The organism is Bosea sp. (in: a-proteobacteria) (assembly GCA_023910605.1).
Classification (GTDB): Bacteria; Pseudomonadota; Alphaproteobacteria; order Rhizobiales; family Beijerinckiaceae; genus Allobosea.
Window position 1 is genome coordinate 3,550,196 of sequence record JAAVVV010000001.1, and the last position, 26,939, is coordinate 3,577,134.

The window sequence follows — 26,939 nt, forward strand, 5'->3', positions numbered from 1 at the left end:
GCCTAGGAATCAAAGCCGCAGCGCTTGACTCTGGTCCTGTTCGCTGGAATCAATCAGAACATAAACAGAACATGGAGCCGGCACATGCATCCTGATCGATTACAGCCGGCGGAGCCAGCCTCCGTCGGAGCGGACTTTTCTGCGCCTGCGATTCGGCCTGCGGCGCTTCGGGAGGGCAGCCTTCAGGAGTTGCGCGGCCTCGTGGCGCGCATCGAGGCGGCGCCGGCTGGATCGCCACGGGACGAGGCGGGGCCCGGCCTTGGCGCGCAGCACGGCCTGCCGCCCGCTACCCATGGCTTCACCCTTGGCGCCGCCCTGCCCGATCCCGTGCTGGCCCGCGCGGCCCTGCATGAGGTGGCCGCGCGGGAGGCTGGGGACGGGGCGGCCGCCTTCGCCTTCGCGCTGGGCCTGGCGCTGCGCGCCTTGCAGGCGCAGGCGTCCGTCGCAAGGGTGCACGCCCCGCTGCTGCTCGTGCTCGATGAGGCGGGTTGCCGCGAGGCGGGCCATCCCTATGGTCATGGCCTCGCCGGCTTCGGGCTTGACCCCGACAATCTGCTGATCGTGCGGACGCGCCAGGCGATCGAAACCCTGTGGGCTTTCGAGGAGGGGCTGCGCTGCGGCGCGCTGGGCGGCGCCCTCGCCGTCTTCGGCCGCCTGCCCCGCGCCTATGACCTCACCGCATCGCGGCGGCTGGTCCTGTCCGCCCGCGAGGGCGGCGTTCCGGGCTGCCTTGCCATCATCGGCGAGGGCGGCGCCGGCGAGCGGCTGGCGAGCGCCGCCCAGACGCGCTGGCGCATCGCCGCAAGGCCCAGCCCGCCCGGCCTTGCCGGCGAGCCCACCGCCATGTGCCTGACAGCCGATCTCCTGCGCCGCCGTGGCGGTGAGCCTTCAACCTATGAACTGGAGTGGCTCCATGACCAGCATGGCACCGAAAGACGAGGCTTCGTCCCTTGCTGCGCCAAGCGGGCAGCCTTGCCCGGCCGGGCCCGCGAGCGGCCGGCGCTATCTGTGCCTGCACCTGCCCTGTCTGCCGACCGACCGCATCACGCGGCGCGAGCGGGCTGACCCTGCGCGGCAGGGCGCCGCTGCGCCCCCCTTCGCGCTGGTCGCCAAGGTCAAGGGCGCGCTGCGGCTGAGCGCGGTCGATGCCCGCGCCGCCAGCCTGAGCCTTGGCCCCGGACAGGCCCTGGCCGATGCGCGCGCGCTGCACCCCACCTTGCGCGTGGCCGAGGCCGATCCGCAGGCCGACGCCCATCTCATTGCCGCCGTGGCGGACTGGGCGCGACGCTACACCCCCCTTGCGGCCATCGACGGCGCCGATGGGGTAGCGCTCGACATCACCGGCTGCGCCCATCTCTTCGGCGGGGAGGCACGCCTGATGGCCGATGCGCTGGAGCGCCTGCGGCGGCAGGGATTCACAGCCCCACGCGCGGGGCTGGCCGACACGCCCGAGGCGGCCTGGGCGCTGGCCCGCTTCGCGCCCGAGGCGCGGCGTCTGTGCCCGCCCGGCTTGCAGGAGGCCTGGCTTCGGCCTCTGCCGGTCGCGGCGCTGGGCCTGCCGCCCGACACCGTGGCGGGGCTCAGGCTCGCGGGCCTGGGCCGCATCGAGGACCTCTGGCTCAGGCCGCGCGGGCCCATCGCCGCCCGCTTCGGCCGGCAGGTGGCCTCCCGGCTCGAGGCGGCCTTCGGGCTGGGCCGCAGCGCGATCTCGCCCCGGCTTGAGGCCCCGCCCTATGTCGCGGAGAGGCGCTTCTTCGATCCCATCCTCACGCTGGAGGATGTGGAGCGCACCATCGCCCGCCTGACCACGGAGATGGCGGCCCTGCTGCAGAAGCACGGCGATGGCGCGCGGCGCCTTGAGGTCATGCTGTTCCGCGTCGATGGCGTGAGCTTCCGCATCGCCGCGGGAGCCAACCGCCCCACCCGCGCCGCCGACGCCATGGCCGCCCTGTTCGATGAGCGCCTCAAGCTGGGCGTCGACGAGCGCGACGTGGCCTTCGGCTTCGATGTCGTTCGCCTTTCGGTGATGGAGGCGGCGCGTCTGGACGAGGCCGCGCCCGCGCTCGACCGCCGCCAGGGCGAGGAGGATCTGGCCCGGCTGGTGGACAGGCTGGGCGCGCGGCTGGGGGAAGGGGCCGTGCGGCGCATCGCCCTTGCCGATGCGCATTTGCCCGAGCAGGCCGCCATCGACAGCCCGGTGGGACACGAGGAAGGGCCGCGCCGCTCCACGGCTATCTGGAACCCGACCCGGGCCGAGGATGAGCCGGCCGACCGGCCGATCCTGCTTTTCGCCCGGCCCGAGCCGATCGAAACCCTGGCCTCCCTGCCCGATGGCCCGCCAGTGCGCTTCCGCTGGCGCCGGGTCCTGCACGAGGTCGCGGCGGTGGAAGGCCCCGAGCGGCTGAGCCCGCCCTGGTGGGAGACGCCACACGGGATCGAACAGGGCCTGCAATCAGGCGTCCGGGCCAGTGTCAAGGCCAGTGTCAAGGCCAGCCTCCAGGCCAGTCTCCATGCCAGACAGCAGGCCGCCACGCGGGATTATTTCCGCGCCGAGGATCGGCAGGGGCGCCGCTTCTGGATCTATCGCGAGGGGCTTTACGAGAGCCGGGCCGTGGAAGAGCCGCCCCCGGCATCTGCGGAGGCCGCCCATGCGCCCTCCCCGCCGCGCTGGTTCGTGCATGGGTTGTTCGGATGAGCCCGCGCTATGCCGAGCTGGGCGCGGCCACGAACTTCTCCTTCCTGCGCGGCGCCTCCCATCCCGAGGAAATGATCGAGCGCGCCGCCGAGCTGGGCCTTGCGGGCATCGGCGTGGCGGACCGCAACTCGCTGGCCGGTGCGGTGAGGGCCCATGCCGCCTGGCGCGAATGGCGGGGCCGTGTCGAGGGCGCGCCGGGCGGGCCCTCGACGGCCGGCCTGCGCTATCTGGTAGGCTGCCGCCTCGTGCTGTGCGACGGCACGCCCGACCTTCTGGCCTTTCCGCGGGATCGCGCCGCCTATGGCCGGCTGACGCGCCTGCTCACCCGGGGCAATGCAAGGGCGCCAAAGGGTCTTTGCCGGCTCACCTTGAAGGATGTGCTGGCCTTTCACGAGGGCATCCAGTTCATCATCCTGCCCGCAGCCACGCTGGAGCCCGATGAGCGGGCCGATCTGGCGGCCCATGCCCGCAAGGGCGCTGCGCCCACGGAGCTGTCGGGAGATGAGGACGGGGAAGGGCCGGGCAATGATGATCCGGCTCTCGAAGGCCTGCTGGCCGCGGCGCCGGGCCGCGTCTGGCTCGGCATGGCGCCGGGATATGGCCCCTCCCCCCGGCGGCGCATGGCGGCGCGGCTGGCCCTGGCCCGGCAGATGGGGCTTCCCCCCATCGCCATGGGCGATGTGCTGATGCATGATCCTCGCCGCAAAGCGCTTCATGACGTGCTCACCTGCATCCGCCATAGCGTGACCCTTGACGAGGCCGGCCGCAGGCTCGGAGCCAATGCCGAGCGCCATCTCAAGCCCCCGGCCGAGATGGCGCGGCTCTTTCGCCATGCGCCTCATGCCATCGACGAAACCCTTCGCTTCATCGAGGGACTGTCCTTCTCGCTCGAGGACCTCTCCCATGATTACCCCGAGGAGCTGCGCGAGGGCTTCGACGACGCGCAGGCCGCGCTGGTTCATCATGCCTGGGCCGGTGCGCGCGGGCGTTATGGCGAGATCCCCGACGCCGTCGCACGCATCCTGCGCCATGAACTGGATCTGATCGGCAGGCTCGGCTACGCGCCGTATTTTCTCACCGTCCACGACATCGTCCGCTTCGCGCGCGGCGAGGGCATCCTGTGCCAGGGACGGGGCTCGGCCGCCAACTCATCAGTCTGCTTCTGCCTCGGCATCACCGAAGTCGACCCCACGCGGCACGATCTGCTCTTCGAGCGCTTCATCTCCGAGAACCGGCGCGAGCCGCCCGACATCGACGTTGATTTCGAGCATGAGCGGCGCGAGGAGGTGGTGCAGTACATCTACCGGCGCTATGGCCGCGCCCGGGCTGGGCTGGCGGCGAGCGTCATCACCTATGGCGCGCGCTCGGCGGTGCGCGATGTCGGCAAGGTCTTCGGCCTGTCGGGCGACATGGTGGGGGCGCTGTCCGCCTCCATATGGGGCTGGTCCGACGCGGCAGTGAAGCCTGCCGAGATCCGCCGGCTCGGGCTCGATCCGGAGGAAGGGCGCATCGCCCATGTCATGCGCCTGTGCAAGGAAATGTCCGGCTTTCCGCGTCATCTCTCGCAGCATGTCGGGGGCTTCGTCATCACCCGCTCGCGGCTCGACGAAGTCATCCCCATCCAGAATGCGGCGATGGAGGGCCGCACGGTGGTGGAATGGGACAAGGACGATCTCGACACGCTCGGCATCCTCAAGATCGATGTCCTCGCCCTGGGCATGCTCTCATGCCTGCGCGGCTGCCTCGATCTGCACGAACAGCATTACAACCCGCCGCGCCGCCTCAGCCTGTCCACCATTCCGGCCGAGGAAGAGGCCGTCTACCGCATGATCCAGCGGGCCGACACGCTGGGCGTCTTCCAGATCGAGAGCCGCGCGCAGATGTCGATGCTGCCGCGCCTGAAGCCGGCCAAGTTCTATGATCTCGTCATAGAGGTCGCCATCGTGCGGCCCGGCCCCATCCAGGGCGACATGGTCCACCCCTATCTGCGCCGGCGCCAGAAGCTGGAGGCGGTGAGCTATCCATCGCCCTCGCCCGAGCATGGCCTGCCGGACGAGCTGGAGCGCGTGCTGGGCAAGACGCTGGGCGTGCCGCTGTTCCAGGAGCAGGCCATGCGCATCGCCATCGTCGCCGCCGGCTTCACGCCAGGGGAGGCCGACAGGCTGCGCCGCGCCATGGCCACCTTCCGCCGCGTCGGCACGATCGGCGCCTTCGCCGCCAAGATGGTCGATGGCATGGTGGCCCGCGGCTATGAGCGCGACTTTGCCGAACGCTGCTTCCGCCAGATCGAGGGCTTCGGCGAATATGGCTTTCCCGAGAGCCACGCCGCCAGCTTCGCGCTGCTGGTCTATGCCTCGTGCTGGTTCAAGTGCCGCTATCCGGATGTCTTCGCCTGCGCCTTGCTCAATGCGCAGCCCATGGGCTTTTACGCGCCCTCCCAGATCGTGCGCGATGCGCGCGAGCATGGCGTCGAGGTGCGGGCCGTTGACATCAACCACTCGTGCTGGGACTGCACGCTGGAGGAGCCGGGCGCGCAGCCGCGCCCCCTGCACCCGCTCCATCGCGGCATGGAGGCCGACATCCGGGGCCGCCATGCGCTGCGGCTTGGCTTGCGGCAGGTGAAGGGGCTCGCGAGGGAGGAGTTGCTGATCCTCGAGCGGCGACGCGGCGCAGGCTATGATTCGGTGCGCGACCTGTGGCTGCGCACGGGCCTCTCCATCTCCGCGCTGGAGCGCCTGGCCGAAGCCGATGCCTTCCGCTCGCTCGGCTTGTCGCGCCGGGATGCGCTCTGGGCGGTGAAGGGGCTCAGGCGCAGCGGCGACAAGGACGACCTGCCGCTCTTCGCCGCCGCCCACCAGCCCGAGCGCGAGCCCGATATGCACCTCCCCGCCATGACGCCCGGCGCCGAGGTGGTGGAGGATTACACCCGTCTCGCCCTCTCGCTGAAGGCGCACCCCGTCTCCTTCCTGCGCGAGGCCCTGGCGGCCCGAGGCATGATCCCGCATGAGCGGCTGCTCGGCCTGCCCGGCGGCTCGCGTGTCACCGTGGCCGGGCTGGTCCTGGTGCGCCAGCGGCCGGGCTCGGCCAGGGGCGTCATCTTCATGACGCTGGAGGACGAGACGGGCATCGCCAACATCATCGTCTGGCCATCACTCTTCGAGCGCTTCCGTCCCGTTATCCTGGGAGGGCGTCTCACCGCCGTCACCGGCCGGCTCCAGCGCGAGGCGGGGGTGACCCATGTCGTGGCCGAGCGGCTGGAGGATCTGTCGCCGGCGCTGGGCGCGATCGCCCAGGCAGCGCCCGGCGTCGGCGCCCTCGCCCGTGCCGACGAGGTCAAGCGGCCCGGCGTCGATGCGCGCGGGGCGGGAGGGCGCGGCCATCCACGACGCATCAGCTTCGCCAGGACCCTCGCCATCGAGGCGCTGCTGCGCGAGGAGCCTTCGCTGGCCGACGACATCGCCGCCGCCGAGGCTCGCAAGGTCATGCCGAAGGGCCGCAACTTTCATTGAGGCTGCGCGCGGCGCCGCCACGGGACAGAAAACCCACGGCCGCGCGTTCACGGGCCGCGCTCAAACAGGCAGCAGGCCATCCGTCTTCACCTCTTCCATCACGGCATAGGTGCGCGTCTCACGCACGCCCGGCAGCGTATGCAGCACTTCGCCGAGGAAGCGGCGATAGGCGCCCATGTCCGCCACACGGGTCTTGACGAGATAATCGAAGCCTCCCGCCACCATGTGGCATTCCAGAACCTCGGGCGCGCGCCGCACCGCTGCGGCGAAGCGCTCGAAGGCATCGGGCGTCGTCTTGTCGAGATAGACCTCCACGAACACCAAAAGCCCCAGCCCCAGCCGCACCGGATCGAGAATCGCGCGGAATTGCGTGATGTAGCCCTCGCGCACCAGCCGCTTCAGCCGCTCCCCGGTGGCGGTGGCCGAAAGCCCCACCGCTTCAGCCAGTTCCACGGCGGCGATGCGCCCATCTCCCTGCAGAACGGACAAAAGCCGCCTGTCGATCCTGTCAAGCATGATTTTATCTTGTCTATCCTGCTTTTTATTGGATTTATGAGTGCCAGATACAAAATACAAGAGATGAAATGCGGTTTGAAGCGCGTTATGCTTCATCAATTCCGCATCACAGGTCCGCCCATGTCGCTCGTCGCCAGCTCCGAGCCATCCGCCCCCGCCGGACAGGAAGGGTTCCGCGCCCCTTATGCGCCCGATGACGCAGGCCTCGCGGCCTCGCTTCTGGCTGCGCCGCCGCTGGGTGCGGAGGCCGAGGCGCGGATCGATGCCCGTGCCAGCCGCCTCATCGCGGCGATCAGGGCCCAGTCCGGCAGCTTCGGCGGCGTCGAGGACATGCTGCGCGAATACTCCTTGTCCACCAGGGAGGGGCTGGCGCTGATGGTGCTGGCCGAGGCGCTGCTGCGCGTGCCCGACGCGGCCACGGCGGATCGGCTGATCGAGGACAAGATCGGCCAGGGCGATTTCGAGAACCGCAGCACGAAATCCGCTTCGCTCCTGGTCACCGCCTCGTCCTGGGCGCTGGGCATCACAGCAAAGGTCATCCAGCCCGGAGAGACGCCGGAGAGCGTGCTGGGCCAGATCGCAAAGCGCCTCGGCGTGCCGGCGGTGCGCACGGCCACCCGGCAGGCCATGCGGATCATGGGTTCGCATTTCGTGCTGGGCCAGACCATAGAGGAGGCGCTCCAGCGCGCCGGCTCGGGCTCGGCCCGCGCCTTCCGCTATTCCTTCGACATGCTGGGCGAAGGCGCCCGCACCCAGGCCGACGCCGACCGCCATCATCGCTCCTATGCCGACGCCATCGGCGCCATCGGCGCCCGCGCGGGCAACGAGCCGCTTCCGGCCCGGCCCGGCATCTCGGTCAAGCTCTCGGCCCTTCACCCGCGCTACGAGGCGACCAGCGCCGCCCGCGTGCTGGCCGAGCTATGCCCGAAGGTGATCGCCCTCGCCCGCATGGCGAAGGACCACGACATGAACTTCACGATCGATGCCGAGGAGGCCGACAGGCTGGAACTGTCGCTCGATGTCATCGACCGCGTGGTCGCCGATGCAGCGCTTGCGGGCTGGACAGGCTTCGGCCTCGCCATACAGGCCTATCAGAAGCGGGCCGCCGCCGTGATCGACCATGTGGCTGAGCTTGCCCGGCGCCATGAACGCCGCTTCATGGTGCGCCTGGTCAAGGGTGCCTATTGGGACACCGAGGTGAAACGGGCGCAGGAGCGCGGGCTGGACGGCTATCCCGTCTTCACGCGCAAGGCCATGACGGATCTCAACTACATCGCCTGCGCGCGTCAGATGCTGGCGCTGCGCCCGGTGCTCTATCCACAGTTCGCAACCCACAACGCCCTGACCATCGCCACCATCGCTGAAATGGCCGGCGGGCCGGATGGCTACGAGTTCCAGCGCCTGCACGGCATGGGCGAGGCCAGCTACGCAGCCTTGCTGGCGGAGGACGCGCGCTTTGCCTGCCGCACCTATGCGCCGGTCGGCGGCCACAAGGACCTGCTGGCCTATCTGGTGCGCCGCCTTCTGGAGAACGGCGCCAACTCCTCCTTCGTCAGCGCGGCTGGCGACAGATCCGTGTCGGCCGAGAGCCTTCTGGTTCGCCCTGCCGTCCGCATCGGCGAGCCCGGCCGCGCAGCCAGCGCCAGCCTGCCGCTGCCAGGGGCGCTCTACGGCCTGGCCCGCCCCAACTCGGCCGGCGTCGAGTTCGGAGACCGGCAGGCCCTGGCCACGCTCAAGGCCGGCGTCGATGCCGCGACCGCTCGTGGCTTTGCTCCCGCGACCTGCCTGATCGACGGCGCGAAAGCCGGCGCCGCGCCGCGCGAGGTGCGCTCGCCCATCGACGACCAGGTGATCGGCCAGGCGCTGGAAGCCGCCGCCGGCGATGTCGCCCGCGCCGTGGCATCGGCGCAGGCAGCCTTCCGCGCCTATGCCTCGACCCCGGTGGAGGAGCGCGCGGCGGCGCTCGAGCGCGCGGCCGACCTCATGGAGAGCCGCCGGCCCCTGCTTCTTGCCCTGCTTCAGGCGGAGGCCGGCAAGACGCTGGACGACGCGCTCGCGGAAGTGCGCGAGGCGGTGGATTTCTGCCGCTACTACGCCATCGCGGCACGGCGGCATTTCAGCCTCGCCGAACGGATGCCCGGCCCCACAGGGGAAGAGAACCGGCTGGCCTTGCGCGGGCGCGGCGTCTTCGCCTGCATCGCACCGTGGAACTTCCCGCTCGCCATCTTCGTCGGGCAGGTTGCGGCGGCGCTGGCGGCCGGCAACACGGCCGTCGCCAAGCCCGCGCCCCAGACCCCGCTGATCGCAGGTGAGGCGGTCAGGCTGCTGCACGAGGCGGGTGTGCCGGCGCGGGCGCTCCAGCTCGTTCTGGGCGGCGGCGAGGTCGGCAAGGCGCTGGTCGAGAATGCGGCGATCGCGGGCGTGGCCTTCACCGGATCAACCGCCACCGCCCGCGCCATCAACCGCGCGCTCGCCGCCAAGGACGGCCCCATCGTGCCGCTGATCGCCGAAACGGGCGGGCTCAACGCGATGATTGTCGACGCCACGGCCCTGCCGGAGCAGGTGGCCGACGATGTCGTCATGTCGGCCTTCCGCTCGGCCGGCCAGCGCTGCTCCGCGCTGCGCCTGCTCTGCGTCCAGGAGGATGTGGCCGACAAGGTGATCGACATGATCGCCGGGGCTGCGAACGAGCTCAAGCCCGGCGACCCGCGCGACCTGACCGTCCATGTCGGCCCCGTCATCGATGCCGAGGCGAAGGACCGGCTCGACCGCCATGTCGAGGCCATGGCGAAGGCTGGCAGGCTGGTCTGGCAGGGCCGGCTCCCGGCCTCCGAAGGGCGCCATGTCGCCCCCGCCATCATCCGGCTGGACCGCGTGGAGGATCTGACCCGCGAACATTTCGGCCCGATCCTGCATGTGGTGCGCTACAGGGCCGGCGCCATCGAGGCGCTGATCGATGCCATCGGCGCCACCGGCTATGGGCTCACGCTGGGGGTCCACACCCGCATTGACGGGCTTGTGAAACGGATCGTCGACCGGCTGAGCGTTGGCAACATCTATGTCAACCGCAACATGATCGGCGCGGTGGTGGGCGTGCAGCCCTTCGGCGGCTCCGGCCTGTCCGGCACGGGCCCCAAGGCTGGCGGCCCGCATTACCTGCCGCGCTTCGCCACCGAGCAGACTGTGACCGTGAACACGGCGGCGGCGGGCGGGAATGCCGAGCTGATCGCGACCGGAGACGAATGAGGCCTGCGCCCGGCTGCAAGGCTCACGCCCCGGCCAGCGCCAGCGCCTCGCGCACGATCAGCTCCGGCACGATGTGATGCGGCATGTGGCCAAGACCGGGCAGCACGATGGCCCTGCCACGCTGCGCCTCCCGCGCGATGCCCCGCGTGTGGATGTCGGTCCACACGATGGTGTCGGCATCGCCTGCGATGGCCAGGACCGGCATGGCCAGTTCGCCGTAGCGCGCGGCCTGCGCCGCGACGAAGTCATAGGTCGCGGCCACATCCTGCGCATTGGCCTCGAAGGCGGCCGGGCGCAGCACGAGCCTGATCTGCGCCGTCTGCGCATAATCCGGCGGCGGCGCCTGCGGCGCGAACACCCCCGATATGGCGCCCTCCAGCCCAGCGGTTCCCACCGGGATCGCGAGGAGGCGCGCGAAGGCCCCGCCCGTCAGCGGATGTGACGCGGGATGGTAATACCAGGTGATGGCGCGGCCCGGCCACGGATGCGTCACCGCCGCAAGCAGAATCAGCGCCACGACCCTGTCAGGATGCTCCAGCGCGATGCGCGTGGAGACGGCCCCCGCCAGCGAATGGCCGATGATGGTGAAGCGCCGCGCCCCCGCCGCCGCCAGCGCTGCGACGATGGCGTCTGCCTGCAGCGCCGCGCTCGCCATCTCGCGCCCGCCCAGCCGATCGCTCCAGCCATGGCCCGGCCGATCGATGGCGATCACGCGCGCCTGTGCTTTCAGGCGCGGCCCAAGCACCGACAGAAGATCGGCATGGAGGCTGGAGGCGCCATGGATCAGCACGATCACCGGCGCTCCCGGCCAGGGCTCGCCAGTGTCCATCAGATGCATCCGGCCGCCCGGAACGGTGACGAAGCGGCCCTGCGGCGGGTGGCGGGCCTCTGCGGCGGCCGCAACGCGCCATGTCGCGGCCCAGTTTCCTGCCGCCACGAGGCCCACCAGCCCAAGCGAACTCATCAACGGCATGAAGGCTGACCGTCCCCGGCCACGCGCTCAGGCGTCGCGGCCGTCGACCGACGGCTTGAGCCGCTCGATGGCTTCCTTCGCGCCACGGAAATGCGGATTCAGAGCCTCCAGCGCACGGTAGGCGTTCAGCGCATTGCGCTCGTCGCCCTGCCGCTGAAACGCCGCAGCCGCCATGCCGAGCGCCATGAAATGACCTGGCTCGCGGCGCAGCGCCTCACGGAAATCGACCAGAGCGCGGGCATCGTCCTGCATCATGAAGAAGGCGAGGCCACGCGCGTGCCAGGCCTCGGCCCAGCCCGGATGCAAGGCGATCAGACGATCGAGCAACTCCACCGCAAGCGGGCCGTTCTGCGCGCCCAGCGCCTGCCTGGCGCGCGCCATCAGCAGATCGGAAGTGTCGCTGCCGGAACGGGCCCAGCGCCGCGCGATCTGGCGCACCAGAACCTCGGCCTCCTGCGGCGTGGCGGCGGCCTTGAGCCGCTCATAGAGAGTGGAAAGGGAGGGCGGCCCCGGCCTGGGCGCAGGCTGCGCATCGCGCGTCTCCGGCAGGGGGGGCGCAGGGCCGGGACGCGCCGCTCCGCCTGTCTGGGCCAGCGCGGCGACTCCGCCGCCGGCGATCAGCGCGACGACGAGCGCGGCGACGAAGGGGCGCGGCGCAAGCCGCGAGGAAGACCGCGAGGAAGACCGCGAGCGAGATCGGAGCATCATGGCAAGAGGATAGCCCGGCCTTGGCCCCGGTCAAACGAAAACGGCCGCCGGAAAGGCGACCGTCTCGGCATCTTACCGGATCGTGATGACCGCACGCAGGCCCGGAACCCGCGCCGCAGCCGCCAGCCGCGACTCAGGCCTGCTTCGCCTTGAAGCGCTTTTGGGTCTTGTTGATGATGTAGACGCGGCCCTTGCGGCGGACCAGCTGGTTGTCGCGATGGCGGGCGCGCAGCGACTTCAGCGAATTGCGGATTTTCATGACGCACTCCTCGACGCTGCGGCCGCAAGGCCTCCGGCGTGGCTGAAACAGGACAGCGCCGGCTTGACGGCCGGCGGCGAATTCGCGGCTGGTATCGAGCAACCCTTCAGCGAAGTCAACCCGTCGGGCGGCGGCGCCCGGGCTTTTTCGCGGCCCGGGCCTCGTCAACGACGCAGGCGGTCAGGCAGTGTTGATGCGCGCGGTCGCAAGCGCCGCAACAGAGTCGGCGGTGGCCGCGGAAAGGGTCCATCCCAGATGGCCATGCCCGGTGTTGTAGAAAACGCGCGGATTGCTGCCGCGCATTACACGGGGCATCATGTCCGGCATCATCGGCCTGAGGCCAGCCCAGGGCACGGCCTGCCGGGTGCTCATGCCGGGGAAGTGCATGCGGCACCAGGTCACCAGCGGATCGATTCGCTCTGCCCGGATGTCCTTGTTGATGCCGTTGAATTCGGCCGTCCCGGCAACGCGGAACCGCGTCGGGCCAAGCCGGCTGGTCACGATCTTGGCCTTGTCGTCGAGCAGGCTGACCCAGGGCGCGGCCTTCTGATCCTCGGGCTCGGGCAGGCTGACGGTGATCGAATAGCCCTTGACGGGATAGACGTTGACCCGGTCGCCGAGCGAGCGCGCCAGATCGCGCGAGAGCACGCCCGAGCAGATCACCACCTTGTCGAAGCTGCTTACCTCGGTCGGCGCTTCCTTTTCGTCGAGGCGAGGTTCGGTGGAGCGGTGGCTGATGGTGACGCCATCCTCCGTCGCCTTCACGTCCTGCACCTGGGTGGCGAGGCGCATCGTCACGCCAAGCCGCTCGCAGGCCTTGGCGAGGCCGTTGGTGAACTTGTGGATGTCGCCGGTGAAGTCCGATTCGGTGTAGAAGCCGCCGTAAAGATCGCCCTTGAGCGCCGGCTCGATCGTCCGCATCTCGGCGGGCGTCACCGCGCGGCGCGTCAGCCCGCCCTTGGCGAGAATCTCGGTGGTGCGCTTGGCCGCCTCGAAGTCCGGCTTGTTGTGATAGAAATGGAGGATGCCGCGCTCTTCGCAGTCGAAGCTGATGCCGGCTTCCTCCGCCATCTTCGTCAGTTGGGCGCGGGCCTCGATGGCGAGACGCACCGTGGTGATGGTGTTCTGCTCGTTCTTCGGAATGGCGGCGATGAACTCGGCCATCCAGGACAGCTTGTGCCAGGAGGGCGTGGGGTTCACCAGAAGCGGCGCGCCGGGCGTGAACATCCACTTGATGCCCTTGAAAACCGTGGCCCAGCTGTTCCACACTTCGGCATTGGAGGCGGAAAGCTGCCCGCCATTGGCGAAGGATGTCTCCATGGCCGCATAGGGATGCTTGTCGAACAGCGTCACGACGCAGCCGCGCTTCGCGAGATTGTAGGCTGTGGTGGTGCCGGTGATGCCCGCGCCGATAACGGCAATGCGGGGCTGCGAAACATCGCGCATGAGCGTTCTCCTGCCCGCCGCAGCGGGACTGAACGCCCCCTCTGTCATTGGCCTGAGAGTATCACCCTGCGCTCACCATGAACATCAGGCTTACACCGCCGGCGGGAGCTGCCGCTCCGCTTTTCAGAGTCGTCACGATCGTCAGCGGTCCGTTGGCCTGAGAGTTTCCGGGGCGGTTGCTCCTTCGGCGATGCCAGGACTGCTCCTGCATCTCTCCCGCTGACACCTCATGACATAGCACAGCGCCCGCCTGCGGCAAGGATGTCTGCGCGCAATTCCCGGGCAGCGCTGCCCGCTTTTCACACGTTCTGGCCACCCGATCTTCCACAAGCCGCTTCTGCTTTTGTCGCCTCAAGCCGTTGCAGCGTCAGCTGGAGCAGCAGATTTATGCAACCACTACGAGCAGCGACGAAGGCTGACCACCGCGCATGGACTCCGCCCAAGGCCGGGGGTCAACCGGCGTCGGCGGCCGGACCAGTTCGTGAGAGTTCCTGAAATAATTCATTAAATCATATAGTTAGGCGACCACCAACAATGGCGTTCTGATGCGCAGGCCATAAAGATCACAGGTTGCATAAAATAGAAATACAACCATAACGTTTAATTAGGAAATGCTCTCTTAGGTTGCATTCGCCCGGGCAGCAGCCAGGGGTTGCAAACCACCAGAAAGGTCATTTCGATGTCTGACATCTCTCTCGGCCGCGGCATCCGCCAGAACCTGTTCTCGCTTCAGCAGTCTTCCGATCTCATCGCCATCACGCAGAATCGTCTGGCGACGGGCAAGAAGGTGAACTCGGCGATCGACAACCCAACCAACTTCTTCACCGCGCAGTCGCTCAACAGCCGCGCCAAGGATCTCAACGGCCTGCTCGACGGCATCTCGAACTCGCTGAAGACCGTCGAAGCAGCCGACAATGGCATCCGCTCCATCACCAAGCTCGTCGAGAACGCCCAGTCCGTGGCCCGCCAGGCTCGCGCGCTGACGGCTGGCGGCACCTCCGAAGCCTTCACCGTCGCGGCGGCCGGCACCGGCACCAGCGGCGCAGTGAGCGCGACCAACACTGGCCAGCTTTCTTTGTCCTTCACCCCGACCGGCGGCGCCGCCCAGGACATCGACATCGTCATCGGCGGCGGCAAGACCTTCGATGAATCGATCGCTGCCATCAACAGCTCCTCCGCCAACCGCGACGCCTCCGGCACCCGCATCGTCACCGCCTCCAAGGATTCCGGCGGCAAGCTGGTCCTGACAGGCCGCAATGGCACGGTGGCGATCAACGCCACGGCGGCCGGCGGCGTCGCCGCCGGCGCAGCGGCTGGCGCCGGCAAGTCGGATGACGAGGTGCTCTCGTCCCTTGGCGTCACCTCCCTGACGCTCACCAGCGGCGGCGTGAAGCTCGACAGCGCCGGCGAACAGCGCCAGACCCTGGCCAAGCAGTTCAACGACATCCGCGAGCAGATTACCAAGCTGGCGCGGGACTCGGGCTACAATGGCGTGAACCTGCTCAACTCCGACCAGCTGACGGTCGCCTTCAACGAACGGTCCGACGCCGACAAGGCGCAGCTTACGATCGACGGCACCGACTTCACCGCCGGCAAGGATGACGGCAGCTCGGGCCTCCAGCTCGCCGCCATCGACGTGACCGGCGTGAAGGGCCTGCAGACAAACTCCGATATCGACGATGTCGACAAAAGTCTGAACGTGGCGCTGGCGTCGCTGCGCTCCACCGCTTCAACCTTCGGCTCGCAGCTCGCCATCGTGCAGACCCGCAAGGACTTCACCAACGAGCTGGTCAACACCCTGAAATCCGGCGCTGACGGCCTTGTCCTCGCCAACAGCAACGAAGAAGCGGCCAACCTGCTCACCCTGCAGACCCGCCAGCAGCTGTCCAGCCAGGCGCTCGCCCTGGCCTCGCAGCAGGAAGGGAGCGTGCTGCGGCTCCTCGGCTGAGGCCCCACCAGCCAGAGGCCGCCGGCCCGGGCCGCTCCCCAGCCCCCCAAGCCCGCGCTGGCGGTCCTCTTCACGCCTCGGGAGCACCACCACGAAGCACGCTCGAACGGGCGGGGAAGCCGAGAGGCTTCCCCGCTTTTTTCATGGAGCGAATGTCGGCAACGAAAAGAAGACGGCTGCGCCGATGCTCGTTGGCACAGCCCCCCTGGCCTCAGCTCGCGATTTCCTCGACCACCTGCGCGAGCAGCCACTCGGCCCTGACCTGCAGCGTCTTCGGGGAGAACGGCTTGCGCAGCACCATGTCGACGGCGTTGTTCGAGGCATGAAGGACGCTCGATTGCGTCGGCAACTCCATCAGCGCCATGACGGGCATCTTGCGGCGCGCGAGGCGCGCCCTGCGCACGATCAGTTCGAGCAAGGCCCCGTCATTGCCGATCAGCAGCTCCCAGTCGACGACCATCAGGTCGAAGGGCTGGGTGAGCAGCAGCGAGATCGCCTCGAGCGGACTCTCCACATCCATCATCTCGGAGTGCCGAAAGGGCACAAGGTATTGCCGCACCACGCGCCTGTAGAAGGCGTTCTTGTCGGCAATCAGCACACGCAGGACAGGTCGGGGATTGGACACGGGAAGCACCTCGACGCCACCCTAGCCTTTTAGTTGTATAAAAATGCTATACAACTAAAACGGCACTTATCATTGGAGCATCGACTGGCGCGCCGGACTGCCCGAGAGTCATTCGGCGGAGCATGTGACCGCCGCGCCCTGCGCACGCCGTCGATGAGTCGAGAGCCTGGCGCGGCTGAGTCCAGCCGAACTCATCCTGAGTCAAAGCGATCGTTGCCCCCCAGCTGCCAGAGCCGAGACCGAGATTATATTGGATGTATTTTTATTGAATACAACCTACAGTAATAGTTTTTCAATCCATGACGCCCATTCTTCGGATTCGACGTATCCATTCGAGCGAAGCGCGCCCATGACCCTCACACTGGCCGAGAAACCCCATCCCCGCGAACTGCCGCCCTTTTGCGCCGCCGCCCTGGCGCGGCTGAATCAGGGGGAGGCGTTGCGGATAGACGCCATGCAGGTCGCCCAGCTGCCTCTCGCCTGGATTCAGGCGCTCGTCGCGGCCTCCCGTGAGGCCGAGCAGCGCGGACAGGGCGTCACCATCATCAACCCGTCCTTCGCCTTCCTGTTCTCCTTCGAGGCCATCGGCCTTCAGCCGGAGAACGGCCTGTTCACGCTGGAGTATGCCCAATGAAAATCCTTGCGATCGATGACACAGCAACCTTGCGCAAGCTGCTGTCACACTGCCTGCGCGATGCCGGCCATGATGTCGTCGAGGCCGAGAATGGGGCCGAGGGCATGACGCAGTTCGAGGCACACCAGCCACAGCTCGTGATCACTGACCTCAACATGCCCGTGATGGATGGAATCGAGTTCACCCGCGCCTGCCGCGAGCATCCCGACGGGCACTCGACGCCGATCGTCATCCTGACGACGGAGACCGGCACTGATCTGAAATCGGAGGGCCGCCGCGCCGGCGCCACCGCCTGGATGGTGAAGCCCTTCGTGCCCGACACGCTTCTTGCCCTCGTGGCCCAGCTCGACCGGTGACCGACATGGATCCGATGGCCCTGCTGCGGCAGTCATTTCTTGAGGAATGCGACGAGCTTCTCGCCGCCCTGGAGCGCTGTCTCCAGGACATGGAGGGTGGAGCCGAGGATCCAGACACGGTGAACGCGGCCTTCCGGGCCATTCATTCCATCAAGGGCGGAGCCGGCGCCTTCGGCCTCACCGATCTGGTTCCTTACGCCCACCATCTCGAAGCGGGCCTCGACCTGCTGCGCAATGGCAAGGTCCGTGTCGCCGATGCGCCGACGGCGCTGTTCCTGCGCACCGCCGATGCCGTGGGGGCCTGCGTGGCCGCCGCGCGCGGTGATGATCCCATGCCCGCCTTCCCCGACATTCTGGAAGCCCTCAAGCTTTTCGTGAGCGGCGGAGCCCCGGCCGCTTCCACGGCCGCTGCGCCGGCGCCCGCGCCCGCCATGGGCGGCGCGCCGGAACCTGCGCCGGCGCATCCCGCCTCCGGCATTCACATCCGCATCACGCCGCACCCGGACCTGTTCCGCCGCCTGGTCGAGCCGCCGCAGATCATGCAGTCGCTCGAGAATTTCGGCGAGCCGGTGCTCTCCTGCGATCTGTCCCAGGTCCCGCGCCTTTCGGATCTGGATCCTGACATCTGCCATTTGCGCTTCGACATCCGGCTCGAGGGCGCCCCCCCTCGCGAGCAGCTCGAGGATGTGCTGATGCGCTGCCTCGACGAGGACGAGTTCGAGATCGTCGCGCCCGGCGCGGGCCAGGCGGCCGGCACGCCGGCGCAGGCCCCGGCGCGGGCTGACGAGCCGGCCCGCGCGCCTGAAGCCGGGATGGCTTCGGCGCTCAAGTCCGCGCAGCTTCTGCCGCTGATGTCGCCTTTGCCGGAGGCAGGCGCGCCGGTGCAGACGCTCAAGAACCGGCCCGCCATGGTGCGCACCATCCGTGTGGACCTCGACCGGGTCGACCGTCTGATGAACCTGGTGGGCGAGATCGTCATCACCCAGTCCATGCTGATCGACCGCAGCCGCAACCTGCCGGTGCTCCATGCGCTCCAGCTTACCGAAGGCATCGAGGCGCTGACCCGGCAGACGCGCGAGCTGCAGGACCAGGTCATGGCTGTCCGCGCGCAGCCGGTGAAGACCGTGTTCCAGCGCATGCCCCGCGTGGTGCGAGACCTCGCCAACGCACTCGGCAAGGAAGTTCGCCTCATCACCCATGGCGAGGACACCGAAGTCGACAAGACCATCATCGAGGAGCTGGCGGACCCGCTCACCCATATGATCCGCAACGCGCTCGATCACGGGCTCGAGCGGCCCGAGGAGCGCATTGCCGCCGGCAAGCCTGTCGAGGGCGCGATCACGCTCTCCGCAGAGCAGCGGGGCGGGCGCATCGTCATCACCATCGCCGATGACGGGCGCGGCCTGAATCGCGACCGCCTCCTGGCCAAGGCCGTCAGCCGCGGCGTCATCTCGGCCGACGCCAAGCCCTCGCCCGCCGAGATCGACCTCTTGATCTTCCATGCCGGGCTCTCCACCGCCGAGGCCGTCACCGACGTGTCGGGCCGCGGCGTCGGCATGGATGTGGTCAAGCAGAACGTCGAGGCGCTAGGGGGCCGCGTCAACGTGGAATCGGAACCTGGCCGCGGCTGCACCTTCGCGCTATCCCTGCCCCTGACCCTCGCCGTCGCCGATGGCATGGTCGTGCGCGTGGCTGGCCAGCGCATCATCGTGCCGATCAGCTCGATCATGGAGACGCTGCAGATCAGCAACTGCCGGCCCGAGCGGTTGCCCAGCGGCGTCGAGATCGTGCGGCTGCGCGGCGAGATAGCCCCGCTCATTCGGCTGGGAAGCCTGCTCGAGCTTGGCGAGAGCGGCGACGAAACCGTGGTCATCAGCGCCGAGACGGATCGCGGCGAGATCATCGGCGTGGCTGTGGACGAAATTCTCGGCCAGCAGCAGGTCGTCGTGAAGAGTCTGGAAGCGTCCTTCGGCAACGTGGCCGGAGCTTCGGCCGCCACCATCCTGGGCGACGGCATGGTTGCCCTCATCCTCGACATCGACGCCCTGCCGGACCTGGCCGCACGACGCATCGCCTCAGGCCGCGGCACGCCGCGTGCCCCTGCCCCCTCAGCCTATCCGACAGCCGCGTGACAGAGGTTCCCATGAGCGCTATCCCTTCCAGCACAGATTCCGTCCAGACCAACGAGCTGCGCAAGATCGTGACCTTCCGTGTTGATGCCCGAACCTTCGGCATCGACGTCGCCGCCGTGCGCGAGATCAAGGGCTGGCATCCTGCGACGCCGCTTCCCCATGTTCCGCCCCATGTGCGCGGCGTCATCAACCTGCGCGGGATGATCCTGGCGGTCTACGACCTTCGCGCCCGCATCGGCCTCGGAGTCACCGCGGCTACGCCCGCCCATGTCATCCTCGTCGTCGATGTGCACGAAAGGGTGGCCGGCCTTCTCGTCGATGCGGTGTCCGACATCATCGACATACCTGTTTCAGCCATCCGCCCGCCGCCGGACGTCCAGACCTGCGACCAGATGCTCAGCGGCGTCGTGATCGTGGGCGATGACGTGGTGTCCTTGCTCTCCCTTGACCGGGCGGTCGATGGCAGCCCGCTGGTCACGGCCACCAACCTCTCCCAGGAAGCGGCCTGAAGCAGGCTATTCCCGCCGTTTCAGCCCAACTGCCTGATTTTTGTGTGTAGTCCCGGAGTTTCCCGATGCGTATCCGCTTGCCTCGCTTCCTGTCCAGCCTGTCCATGAAGCTGCCTCTTCTTGCGGGGGTCGGATTGCTGATCTCCACGCTCTCGCTGTCCGGGGTGGCGATCTACGTCGCCAACCAGACGGTCAGGGTCCAGTCGGAGGACAGCTTCCGCAACATGGCCGCCTACAGCGCCAAGATGGTCACGCTTCACTTCGACCAGGTGCGGCGGGAGATGGAGATCATGGCGGATTCGCCATCGATAACGACCGCGCTGCTCTCGTTCAAAGGCGCGATCGACGCCTTCGGGCCCGGCGAATTCGAGACTGTGGTGAAGGCCTACACCTCCGAGAACCCTGCCAAGGGCGCGCCGCGCTTCAGCTATGACGGGGAAGGCGACCGCAGCCGCTATGGCGCGCTCCATCGGCGCCAGCACCCGCAGCTTCGCAAGCTGAAAACCGAGCTGGGCTATTACGACATATTCCTCATCAGCACCGATGGAACGATCATTTACACGGTCGAGAAGGAGAGCGATTTCGGTGAGAACCTGCTCACAGGGCAGCTGCGCAACAGCGGCATTGCCGAGGCTTTCCGCGACGCCATGGCCAAGGCGCCGGACCGGACGATTGTCTTCTCCGATTTCCAGCCCTACGAGCCCAGCAACGGAATTCCCGCAAGCTTCCTTGCCCGTGTCCTGGTCAACGATGCCAACGAGCCTCTCGGCGTCGTGGCGGTGCAGATGTCCGTCACGGCCACCACCGACAAGCTTCAATCAGCTGAAGGGGCCAAGGTGGATGTAGCCCTGGTGGGACCCGACAGCCTACTGCGCAGCCAACTCTCATCAACGACACAGAACACCATTCTGGCCAGGGAGGTGACCGGTGAGCATGTAACCGCTGCGCTCAGGGGCCGGAGCAGCATTGCTGTCGGCCGGGACATGAATGGGGTGGAGGCGCTTGTCGCAGCCGCTCCGATCGAAGTCATGGGCAGGAATTGGGCCGTTGTGGTCACCAGGCCCATGGCCGCGATCCAGCAAGGCGTCATGGAGCTGGTCTACTGGATCGTCATGATCTCGACCGGGATGCTGCTGGTGATGATGCTGCTGGCAGCCTTCGCGGCGCGGACCGTCACCACTCCCCTCACCCGGCTCAGCGCCGCCATCGGAAGCCTGGCGCGCGGCGAGAGCGCGGATATTCCCGGCCTCGCCCGCGAGGACGAGATCGGCGACCTCGCCCGCTCGCTGCAGGTCGTGCACGCGGCCGGCATGGATGCAGCCCGCATCCGCTCCTCGCTCGACAAGGCCAACGTCAACCTGCTCGTGACCGACTCCAGCAATGCCTATGTCTACGCCTCTGGCGCGGCGCTGGCCTATTTCCGCGAGCATGCCGCGCAGATCCGCAACAGCAACCCCGATTTCAACCCCGACGCCATCGTCGGCTCCAATCACGAGGCCATGTGCCGCTATCTCGGGATCGACAGCGTCACCAAGGCCTCGAACGGCGCCGGCTCCGCGACGCGGTCAAGCTTCGGCAGCCGCACCATCGACCTGACCACGATCCCCGTCCGCGACGAGCGCAACGCGTATCTCGGCGCAACCGTCGAATGGCGCGACGTGACCGACGAGCTGCGCACCGCGACCGAGGTCGCCCGCATCGTCAGCGCCGCCGCGGTCGGCGACTTCACCCAGCGTGTGTCGCTCGACGGCAAGTCCGGCCCGATGCGCGAAATTGCCGATGGTCTGAACCAGATCTCGAACACGATCGAGACCGCCATCGCCACAATCGCTGAATCCCTCGCGCATCTGTCGCAGGGCGACCTGACCTATCGCAGCCAGCACCAGCTCATCGGGTCCTTCGAGCAGTTGCAGGTGAATGTGCAGGCCACCTTCGACCGGCTGACCGAGACCATGACGACGATCCAGGCCACGGCCGAGGAGGTCGCCAATGCAGCCTCCGAGATCAACGCCGGCTCCAACAATCTGGCCCAGCGCACCGAGCAGCAGGCCACTTCGCTGGAGGAAACCGCGGCGACGACCGAGCAACTGGCAGCCTCCGTCAAGCAGACGGCCGAGAGCTCCCGCCGCGCCACCGAGCTCGCCCAGGAGGCCAGCACGGTCGCAGCGAAGGGCGGCGCGATCGCCAGCGACGCGGTCGATGCCATCGGCCGGATCGAGCGGGCCTCCCAGCAGATCGCGGAGATCGTCGGCGTCATCGACGACATCGCCTTCCAGACCAATCTGCTCGCGCTCAACGCCGCGGTCGAGGCCGCGCGCGCCGGGGAGGCCGGAAAGGGCTTCGCGGTGGTGGCGTCCGAGGTGCGCACGCTCGCCCAGCGCTCCGGCCAGGCGGCCAGGGACATCAAGGGCCTCATCGCTAATTCCGGTCAGGAAGTGGCTGACGGCGTCCGGCTGGTGCACGGCGCGGGCGAGGCGCTGCAACAGATCGTGGACGCTGCAAGCCGCGTCTCCACCACGGTGGCCGACATCTCCTCCGCCACCGCCGAGCAGGCGAATGGCATCGAGGATATGAGCCAGACCGTGGCGCACCTCGACGAGATGACCCAGCAGAATTCCGCCATGGCCGAGCAGAGCGCGGCGGCGGCGGACGGGCTGCAGCAACAGATCGCGACGCTGCGTTCCCTCGCGGCCTCGTTCCGCACGGAGACCGGGCCCGCCCAGGCGCAGGTGCGCGGCCAGCCCGAGCCGAAGCTGCTGCAGAACCTGGTCAGCGCCGCCTTTGCCGAGAAAACGGCGACACCCAATCGCCCCTCGACCCCCGCCTCCCGTGAAGGCTGGAGCGCCAAGGCGCCTGCGCGCAGGCCCGCAGCAGCCGCGCCAGAAGCTCAGCCGGTCCGGCAGGGCGCGGTGAGCGGCGCCACGGCCAGCGCGGCGGCCACCAGCTGGACGGAGTTCTGAGCCGATGCTTGCGCTTGCGAACGCGGATATGAGCGGCGCTGCGCCGGTGGACCTGACTCTCAGGCAGGACGAACTGCGCTTGATCGCCCAGATCGTCCACGAGAAATCCGGGATCGTGATCCGCGACAACAAGTCTGCCATGACCCGCGGCCGGCTGATGCGGCGGGTCAAGGCGCTCGGACTCAGCTCGATCTCGGACTACATAGCGCTGCTGCGGACGCCCGAACGGGACCGCGAGTTGCCCGGACTGCTCAACGCACTGACCACCAACCACACCTCCTTCTTCCGCGAGCGGCATCACTTCGACCAGCTCGCCAGCGAGGTGCTGCCGACGATCCTGGCCCGCAAGCCGGCAAGGCTGCGTATCTGGTCCTCGGCGTGCTCATCGGGCGAGGAGCCTTATTCGATCGCCGCGATCCTGCACCGGGCACTTCGAGGCCACACCGGATGCGACGCGCGCATTCTCGCCACCGATCTCGACACCGAGATCCTGGAGCGGGCGCGCGCCGCCGAATACGCCGAGGAGGCTGTCAGCCGGGCGCCCCCCGACCTGGCGCCGCTTCTGGGCTGCGCGCCCTCGTCGCGGGCAGGACACCTGACCGTCGGCGAGCCGCTGCGCCGCCTCGTCACCTGCCGGCAGCTCAACCTGCTTGAACCCTGGCCCTTCAACGGCCCCTTCGACGTTATCTTCTGCCGGAACGTGATGATCTACTTCGACACTCCCACGAAGATGGCGCTGATCGACCGCTTCGCGGGGATGCTTGCCCCCCACGGCACGCTCTTCATCGGCCATTCCGAGTCGCTTGGCCCCAACTATAACCAGCTGAAGCTTGTCGGCCGCACCGCCTACAGCCTGATCGGACGCAGCCATGCGTGAGGCCACCATCCCTGGACGCGAACATGCCGGCGGGCGCAGCTACTTCGACGCGCGCTTCGAGGCGACCGTGGTTCCCGTGCCGCCGGGCGGCCATGCCATCACCGGCAAGGAGGCCGAGATGCTGTCGACGCTGCTGGGCTCGTGCATAGCGGTGTGCCTGCGCGATGAGCGCAAGCGGCTGGGCGGCATCAATCACTTCATGCTGCCGGCCATGGCGGAAGGGCAGAGCGCCAGCCGCGACGCCATGCTCTATGGCGACACCGCGATGGAGGTGCTCATCAACGCGCTGATGCGCGCGGGCTGCGAGCGCCGCAACCTCGAGGCAAAGGTCTTCGGCGGCGCCAAGATCGCGGCCGTGTTCGATCAGTCAGGCATCGGCGACCGCAACGCCCAGTTCGCGGAGGAATTTCTCAACCACGAGAAGATCCCGATCCGCTCGCGCGACACGGGCGGCTCGAGCCCTCGACGCATCCTGTTCGAGCCGTGGAGCGGCCGGGTGCTGGTGCAGCACATCGATCCGCTCGCCACCGCCGAACTCGCCCGCAGCGAGGCGCGGCATCAGGCCGCCATCTCGGTCAGGCGCGCCGCTTCTGTTGTGGAGATGTTCTGATGATTCCGTCCAGCCCTTTCAAGATCCTTGTCTGCGACGACCAGACCACCGTTCGCCGCCTGTTGATGCTTCTGCTGGGCAGCATACCCGGCACTCAGATCATAGCGGATGTCGAGGATGCCGAAACTGCCTGGTCCGTGCTGGTGCGCGAGCCGGTGGACCTCGTGCTGCTCGATCTTGAGCTGCCGGGCCGCCATGGCTTCGCGCTGCTTGAGCGGATCATGCGCGAATGCCCGGTCCCGGTCCTCATCATCTCCGGAGCCGCCGGCACGGACGGGCGCCTCCGCGATCAGGCCCTGGCGCTGGGAGCGGTCGGCCTGATCCAGAAACCCGATGGCATCACAAGCACCCACGAGACGCTCCAGCGCGAGCTCGCCGGCCACGTCGCCCTCGTCAAGGCAGGGCGCGACCGGCAGGCGGAACTGCCGAGCGCCCCCACGCCGCGTACGCCTGCGGCGGGCGCCCCCTCAGGCCCGGCGGCCGGGCGCAGCGCCGGACCGCTCGTCGCCATCGGCTCGTCCACCGGCGGCATCATCGCGGTGATCGAGGTGCTGAAGCGCCTTCCGCCCGGCACAGCGCCCATTCTCATCACCCAGCACATGCTGCCCGGCTATGCGGAGGCCTTCGCCTCGCGCCTGTGCAACACCACGCCGCACCAGGTGCATGTGGCGCGCGGCGGCGAGGTGCTCGGCCCTGACACCGTGCTGGTGGCGCCGAGCGGGCGGCACCTGTGCGTGCGCTGGGAGGGCGGCAGGCTACTGGCCGGGCTCGACGACCAGGACAAGGTTTCCGGGCACAGGCCCTCATGCGACGTGCTGTTCCATGCCGTCACCAGCGCCGTCGGCTCCGCCGCCATCGGCGTCATCCTCACAGGCATGGGCAGGGACGGCGCCGACGGCCTTCTGGCCATGCGCCGCGCCGGGGCGAGCACCTTCGCCCAGGACGAAGCCTCCTGCGTGGTGTTCGGCATGCCGCGCGCGGCGCTGGAATGCGGCGCGGTGGACCGTTCCACGCCCCTGGCCGCCATCGGCAGCGAAATCGCCCAGATCCTCCCCGGCCCTCAGGCCGGCTCACGCCCCCCGCGCCGCGACGCGCGCCATACCCTGCAGACGGAGATCCTGCCATGAAGCCGCTCGACCAGTTCGAAGTCCTTGTCGTTGACGACCAGAAAAGCATGCGCGAGCTGGCCATGCTCTACCTCTACAAGCTCGGCTTCCGGCGCATCCACGAATCACCCGATGGCGCCACCACGAAGGAGCTGGTGGCGCAGCGCCAGTACGATCTTGTGGTGCTCGACTGGAACCTGGGCGACACGAATGGTCTCGACGTGCTCAAGTTCATCCGCGCCTCCACGATGAACAAGACCACGGCGGTGCTGATCGCCACAGGCGAGAACAAGCTGAGCAACGTGCAGAGCGCCATGAGCGCGGGCGCCAGCAACTACATCACCAAGCCCTACAATGATGTGGAGCTGCGCACCCGGCTAGAGCGGGCGCTGATGTGCAAGCTCGCAGCCTGAGCCGTGCGGTTCCTGCGCCTGCGGGGGATTGCCTGAGACGCGGCGCAATGGGATGAGGCCGGGCGGCGCGGATGCCGCCCGCGCTTCAGGACCCGTGATGATCCGTCTCTCCCGCCCGACCCTGATCGGCCTTGGCGCCATCGCGATCTGGTCGACCCTCGCCCTGTTCACGGCCATGTCTGGCAAGGTGCCGCCCTTCCAGCTCGTGGCGCTGACCTTCGGAATCGGCGGCAGCGTGATCCTGCTGGTCGCGGCGCTGCGCGGCACGCTGCATCTGGCGCGCCCCACATGGGCCTCCTTCGCGCTCGGGGTCTATGGCCCCTTCGGCGACACGGCGGTCTATTATGCCGCGCTCAAGCTCAGCCCCCCGGCCGAGGCCAACCTGATCCATTATCTCTGGCCGCTGCTGATCGTGCTCTTCGCCGCGCTGCTGCCGGGAGGGCGCCTCACGCCGCGCCATCTGATGGGGGCGCTGATCGGGCTTGGCGCCCTGCTGCTGCTGGTTGGCGGGCGCCTCGGCTCGGGCGACGGCTCGGCGCCCGGGCTGGGCGGCGGTGTCTGGCTTGGCTACGGGCTCGCGCTGCTGGGCGCCTTCATCTGGGCCAGCTATTCGGTGGTCTCGCGCCTCTTCGCCGCGGTGCCAACCGAAAGCCTGGGCGTCACGACGCTGGGCTGCGCCGTTCTTGCCACGCTGTGCCACCTCGCCTTCGAGACGACCATCTGGCCATCGGGCGCGACCGAATGGCTCGGCGTCGCCGGTCTGGGCATCGGCTCCATGGGCTTGGCCTTCCTGTGCTGGGACATCGGGATGAAGCGTGGCGACATGGCCTTCCTCGGCGTCGCCTCCTATGCAGCGCCGGTGCTGTCCACCGTCATCCTCGTGCTGGCCGGCTATGCGGAGGCCGGCTGGGCGCTGGCCCTCGCCTGCGCGCTCATCGTGGTCGGCGCGCTGGTGGCATCGCGGCCATCAAAGCCCTGAGGGCGTTCAGCGGCGCGGGGACGGCCGCCAGCCCGGCGGGGCCATCTCGAAGCCCTCGAAGCTGAAGCCGGGCGCCACGGTGCAGCCCGCCAGGGTCCAGTGCCCGAGGCTCGTGGCGGTCTGCCAGCACCCGGCCGGCACGATGATCTGCGGGCGCTGCTTCAGGCGCAGTTCGGGTCCGAGATGATGCGCCTCGGCGTCATGGCCATTGGCCGAGACCGTGATGACCAGCGGCGCGCCGGCATGCCAGTGCCAGGCCTCGGCCGCGTCCACCCTGTGCCATTCGGATGTCTCGCCAGCGCCAAGCAGATAAAGGATGGCGGTCGAGGCAGGCCGTCCGCCCTCCACCAGCCGCGCGTCGCGAAACGTCTCCTTGTAGTGCCCGCCCTCGGGGTGAGGCTGTAGGCCGAGCAGCGCGATGACCTCCTTTTCGCTCAT

21 protein-coding genes, 1 pseudogene and 1 riboswitch are annotated in these 26,939 nt (G+C 68.4%); of the genes and pseudogenes, 15 read left to right on the forward strand and 7 right to left on the reverse strand.

The genetic code is table 11. The features are described from left to right. Positions 1-84 precede the first annotated feature (84 nt). The 3 genes and pseudogenes from HEQ16_17145 to HEQ16_17155 all read left to right on the forward strand — a co-directional run bounded on the left by HEQ16_17145 (position 85) and on the right by HEQ16_17155 (position 6,204). Positions 85-1,065, forward strand: a complete 981-nt coding sequence (locus tag HEQ16_17145; protein MCO4055736.1) for a hypothetical protein — start codon at positions 85-87, stop codon at positions 1,063-1,065. Between the two features lie 61 nt (positions 1,066-1,126). Beyond that, positions 1,127-2,599: pseudogene (locus HEQ16_17150) on the forward strand (DNA polymerase Y family protein). 92 nt (positions 2,600-2,691) lie between these two features. Further along, complete coding sequence (locus tag HEQ16_17155) at positions 2,692-6,204, forward strand: error-prone DNA polymerase (GenBank protein ID MCO4055737.1); 3,513 nt, start codon at positions 2,692-2,694, stop codon at positions 6,202-6,204. A 60-nt stretch (positions 6,205-6,264) separates the two neighbouring features. Here HEQ16_17155 and HEQ16_17160 read toward each other — a convergent pair whose 3' ends face one another. Continuing rightward, positions 6,265-6,723, reverse strand: coding sequence for a winged helix-turn-helix transcriptional regulator (locus tag HEQ16_17160; GenBank protein MCO4055738.1), 459 nt, complete (start codon positions 6,721-6,723; stop codon positions 6,265-6,267). Positions 6,724-6,840: 117 nt separating this feature from the next. Here HEQ16_17160 and putA point away from each other — a divergent pair, with 117 nt between their 5' ends. Next, the gene (gene putA / locus HEQ16_17165; protein ID MCO4055739.1) at positions 6,841-9,966 is read left to right on the forward strand and encodes a bifunctional proline dehydrogenase/L-glutamate gamma-semialdehyde dehydrogenase PutA; all 3,126 of its coding nucleotides are present in this window, start codon (positions 6,841-6,843) and stop codon (positions 9,964-9,966) included. Between the two features lie 22 nt (positions 9,967-9,988). On the opposite strand, the gene HEQ16_17170 is transcribed toward putA, so the two are convergent. The 4 genes from HEQ16_17170 to HEQ16_17185 all read right to left on the reverse strand — a co-directional run bounded on the left by HEQ16_17170 (position 9,989) and on the right by HEQ16_17185 (position 13,352). Continuing rightward, positions 9,989-10,939 (reverse strand): alpha/beta hydrolase, encoded by a 951-nt coding sequence (locus tag HEQ16_17170; protein MCO4055740.1) that lies wholly within the window; start codon positions 10,937-10,939, stop codon positions 9,989-9,991. Positions 10,940-10,966: 27 nt separating this feature from the next. After that, on the reverse strand, positions 10,967-11,647 hold the full coding sequence (locus HEQ16_17175) for a tetratricopeptide repeat protein (protein MCO4055741.1): 681 nt from the start codon (positions 11,645-11,647) through the stop codon (positions 10,967-10,969). A 133-nt stretch (positions 11,648-11,780) separates the two neighbouring features. Further along, the gene (gene rpmJ, locus HEQ16_17180) at positions 11,781-11,906 is read right to left on the reverse strand and encodes a 50S ribosomal protein L36 (protein MCO4055742.1); all 126 of its coding nucleotides are present in this window, start codon (positions 11,904-11,906) and stop codon (positions 11,781-11,783) included. 180 nt (positions 11,907-12,086) lie between these two features. Continuing rightward, positions 12,087-13,352: a D-amino acid dehydrogenase gene (locus HEQ16_17185; protein ID MCO4055743.1), complete on the reverse strand. Its 1,266-nt coding sequence runs from the start codon at positions 13,350-13,352 to the stop codon at positions 12,087-12,089. 135 nt (positions 13,353-13,487) lie between these two features. Beyond that, positions 13,488-13,581: riboswitch (glycine riboswitch) on the reverse strand. 450 nt (positions 13,582-14,031) lie between these two features. Between HEQ16_17185 and HEQ16_17190 the strand changes: the two genes are divergently transcribed. Further along, complete coding sequence (locus HEQ16_17190) at positions 14,032-15,300, forward strand: hypothetical protein (GenBank protein MCO4055744.1); 1,269 nt, start codon at positions 14,032-14,034, stop codon at positions 15,298-15,300. Between the two features lie 211 nt (positions 15,301-15,511). Here HEQ16_17190 and HEQ16_17195 read toward each other — a convergent pair whose 3' ends face one another. Continuing rightward, positions 15,512-15,925, reverse strand: coding sequence for a response regulator (locus HEQ16_17195; protein MCO4055745.1), 414 nt, complete (start codon positions 15,923-15,925; stop codon positions 15,512-15,514). Between the two features lie 349 nt (positions 15,926-16,274). Here HEQ16_17195 and HEQ16_17200 point away from each other — a divergent pair, with 349 nt between their 5' ends. The 10 genes from HEQ16_17200 to HEQ16_17245 all read left to right on the forward strand — a co-directional run bounded on the left by HEQ16_17200 (position 16,275) and on the right by HEQ16_17245 (position 26,501). Continuing rightward, a complete protein-coding gene (locus tag HEQ16_17200) occupies positions 16,275-16,559 on the forward strand; it encodes an STAS domain-containing protein (protein MCO4055746.1) in 285 nt (94 codons plus the stop codon). Then, positions 16,556-16,915: a response regulator gene (locus HEQ16_17205; protein ID MCO4055747.1), complete on the forward strand. Its 360-nt coding sequence runs from the start codon at positions 16,556-16,558 to the stop codon at positions 16,913-16,915. Before HEQ16_17200 ends, HEQ16_17205 begins: the two co-directional genes overlap by 4 nt. Positions 16,916-16,920: 5 nt before the next feature. Then, positions 16,921-19,047 (forward strand): chemotaxis protein CheA, encoded by a 2,127-nt coding sequence (locus HEQ16_17210; protein ID MCO4055748.1) that lies wholly within the window; start codon positions 16,921-16,923, stop codon positions 19,045-19,047. A gap of 11 nt (positions 19,048-19,058) precedes the next feature. Continuing rightward, positions 19,059-19,556: a purine-binding chemotaxis protein CheW gene (locus HEQ16_17215; GenBank protein ID MCO4055749.1), complete on the forward strand. Its 498-nt coding sequence runs from the start codon at positions 19,059-19,061 to the stop codon at positions 19,554-19,556. Positions 19,557-19,621: 65 nt separating this feature from the next. Then, the gene (locus tag HEQ16_17220) at positions 19,622-22,516 is read left to right on the forward strand and encodes a HAMP domain-containing protein (GenBank protein ID MCO4055750.1); all 2,895 of its coding nucleotides are present in this window, start codon (positions 19,622-19,624) and stop codon (positions 22,514-22,516) included. Between the two features lie 4 nt (positions 22,517-22,520). Continuing rightward, the gene (locus HEQ16_17225) at positions 22,521-23,393 is read left to right on the forward strand and encodes a chemotaxis protein CheR (GenBank protein ID MCO4055751.1); all 873 of its coding nucleotides are present in this window, start codon (positions 22,521-22,523) and stop codon (positions 23,391-23,393) included. Next, positions 23,386-24,003 (forward strand): chemoreceptor glutamine deamidase CheD, encoded by a 618-nt coding sequence (locus HEQ16_17230; protein ID MCO4055752.1) that lies wholly within the window; start codon positions 23,386-23,388, stop codon positions 24,001-24,003. The genes HEQ16_17225 and HEQ16_17230 overlap by 8 nt, the downstream gene beginning before the upstream one ends. After that, the gene (cheB, locus tag HEQ16_17235; GenBank protein ID MCO4055753.1) at positions 24,003-25,130 is read left to right on the forward strand and encodes a chemotaxis-specific protein-glutamate methyltransferase CheB; all 1,128 of its coding nucleotides are present in this window, start codon (positions 24,003-24,005) and stop codon (positions 25,128-25,130) included. The genes HEQ16_17230 and cheB overlap by 1 nt, the downstream gene beginning before the upstream one ends. Next, positions 25,127-25,522: a response regulator gene (locus HEQ16_17240; GenBank protein MCO4055754.1), complete on the forward strand. Its 396-nt coding sequence runs from the start codon at positions 25,127-25,129 to the stop codon at positions 25,520-25,522. Before cheB ends, HEQ16_17240 begins: the two co-directional genes overlap by 4 nt. A 97-nt stretch (positions 25,523-25,619) precedes the next feature. Then, complete coding sequence (locus HEQ16_17245; protein ID MCO4055755.1) at positions 25,620-26,501, forward strand: DMT family transporter; 882 nt, start codon at positions 25,620-25,622, stop codon at positions 26,499-26,501. Positions 26,502-26,507: 6 nt separating this feature from the next. Here the strand turns inward: HEQ16_17245 and HEQ16_17250 are convergent, their stop codons facing one another. Next, positions 26,508-26,939 (reverse strand): cupin domain-containing protein, encoded by a 432-nt coding sequence (locus HEQ16_17250; GenBank protein ID MCO4055756.1) that lies wholly within the window; start codon positions 26,937-26,939, stop codon positions 26,508-26,510.

Bases quoted from the DNA above. Each gene is read 5' to 3' on its own strand.
- HEQ16_17240 (MCO4055754.1), top strand. From the start codon at position 25,127: ATGAAGCCGCTCGACCAGTTCGAAGTCCTTGTCGTTGACGACCAGAAA.
- rpmJ (MCO4055742.1), bottom strand. From the start codon at position 11,906: ATGAAAATCCGCAATTCGCTGAAGTCGCTGCGCGCCCGCCATCGCGAC.
- HEQ16_17190 (MCO4055744.1), top strand. From the start codon at position 14,032: ATGTCTGACATCTCTCTCGGCCGCGGCATCCGCCAGAACCTGTTCTCG.
- HEQ16_17155 (MCO4055737.1), top strand. From the start codon at position 2,692: ATGAGCCCGCGCTATGCCGAGCTGGGCGCGGCCACGAACTTCTCCTTC.
- HEQ16_17250 (MCO4055756.1), bottom strand. From the start codon at position 26,939: ATGAGCGAAAAGGAGGTCATCGCGCTGCTCGGCCTACAGCCTCACCCC.
- HEQ16_17145 (MCO4055736.1), top strand. From the start codon at position 85: ATGCATCCTGATCGATTACAGCCGGCGGAGCCAGCCTCCGTCGGAGCG.
- cheB (MCO4055753.1), top strand. From the start codon at position 24,003: ATGATTCCGTCCAGCCCTTTCAAGATCCTTGTCTGCGACGACCAGACC.
- HEQ16_17210 (MCO4055748.1), top strand. From the start codon at position 16,921: ATGGATCCGATGGCCCTGCTGCGGCAGTCATTTCTTGAGGAATGCGAC.
- HEQ16_17170 (MCO4055740.1), bottom strand. From the start codon at position 10,939: ATGCCGTTGATGAGTTCGCTTGGGCTGGTGGGCCTCGTGGCGGCAGGA.
- putA (MCO4055739.1), top strand. From the start codon at position 6,841: ATGTCGCTCGTCGCCAGCTCCGAGCCATCCGCCCCCGCCGGACAGGAA.
- HEQ16_17185 (MCO4055743.1), bottom strand. From the start codon at position 13,352: ATGCGCGATGTTTCGCAGCCCCGCATTGCCGTTATCGGCGCGGGCATC.
- HEQ16_17245 (MCO4055755.1), top strand. From the start codon at position 25,620: ATGATCCGTCTCTCCCGCCCGACCCTGATCGGCCTTGGCGCCATCGCG.
- HEQ16_17225 (MCO4055751.1), top strand. From the start codon at position 22,521: ATGCTTGCGCTTGCGAACGCGGATATGAGCGGCGCTGCGCCGGTGGAC.
- HEQ16_17205 (MCO4055747.1), top strand. From the start codon at position 16,556: ATGAAAATCCTTGCGATCGATGACACAGCAACCTTGCGCAAGCTGCTG.
- HEQ16_17230 (MCO4055752.1), top strand. From the start codon at position 23,386: ATGCGTGAGGCCACCATCCCTGGACGCGAACATGCCGGCGGGCGCAGC.
- HEQ16_17200 (MCO4055746.1), top strand. From the start codon at position 16,275: ATGACCCTCACACTGGCCGAGAAACCCCATCCCCGCGAACTGCCGCCC.
- HEQ16_17215 (MCO4055749.1), top strand. From the start codon at position 19,059: ATGAGCGCTATCCCTTCCAGCACAGATTCCGTCCAGACCAACGAGCTG.
- HEQ16_17220 (MCO4055750.1), top strand. From the start codon at position 19,622: ATGCGTATCCGCTTGCCTCGCTTCCTGTCCAGCCTGTCCATGAAGCTG.
- HEQ16_17175 (MCO4055741.1), bottom strand. From the start codon at position 11,647: ATGATGCTCCGATCTCGCTCGCGGTCTTCCTCGCGGTCTTCCTCGCGG.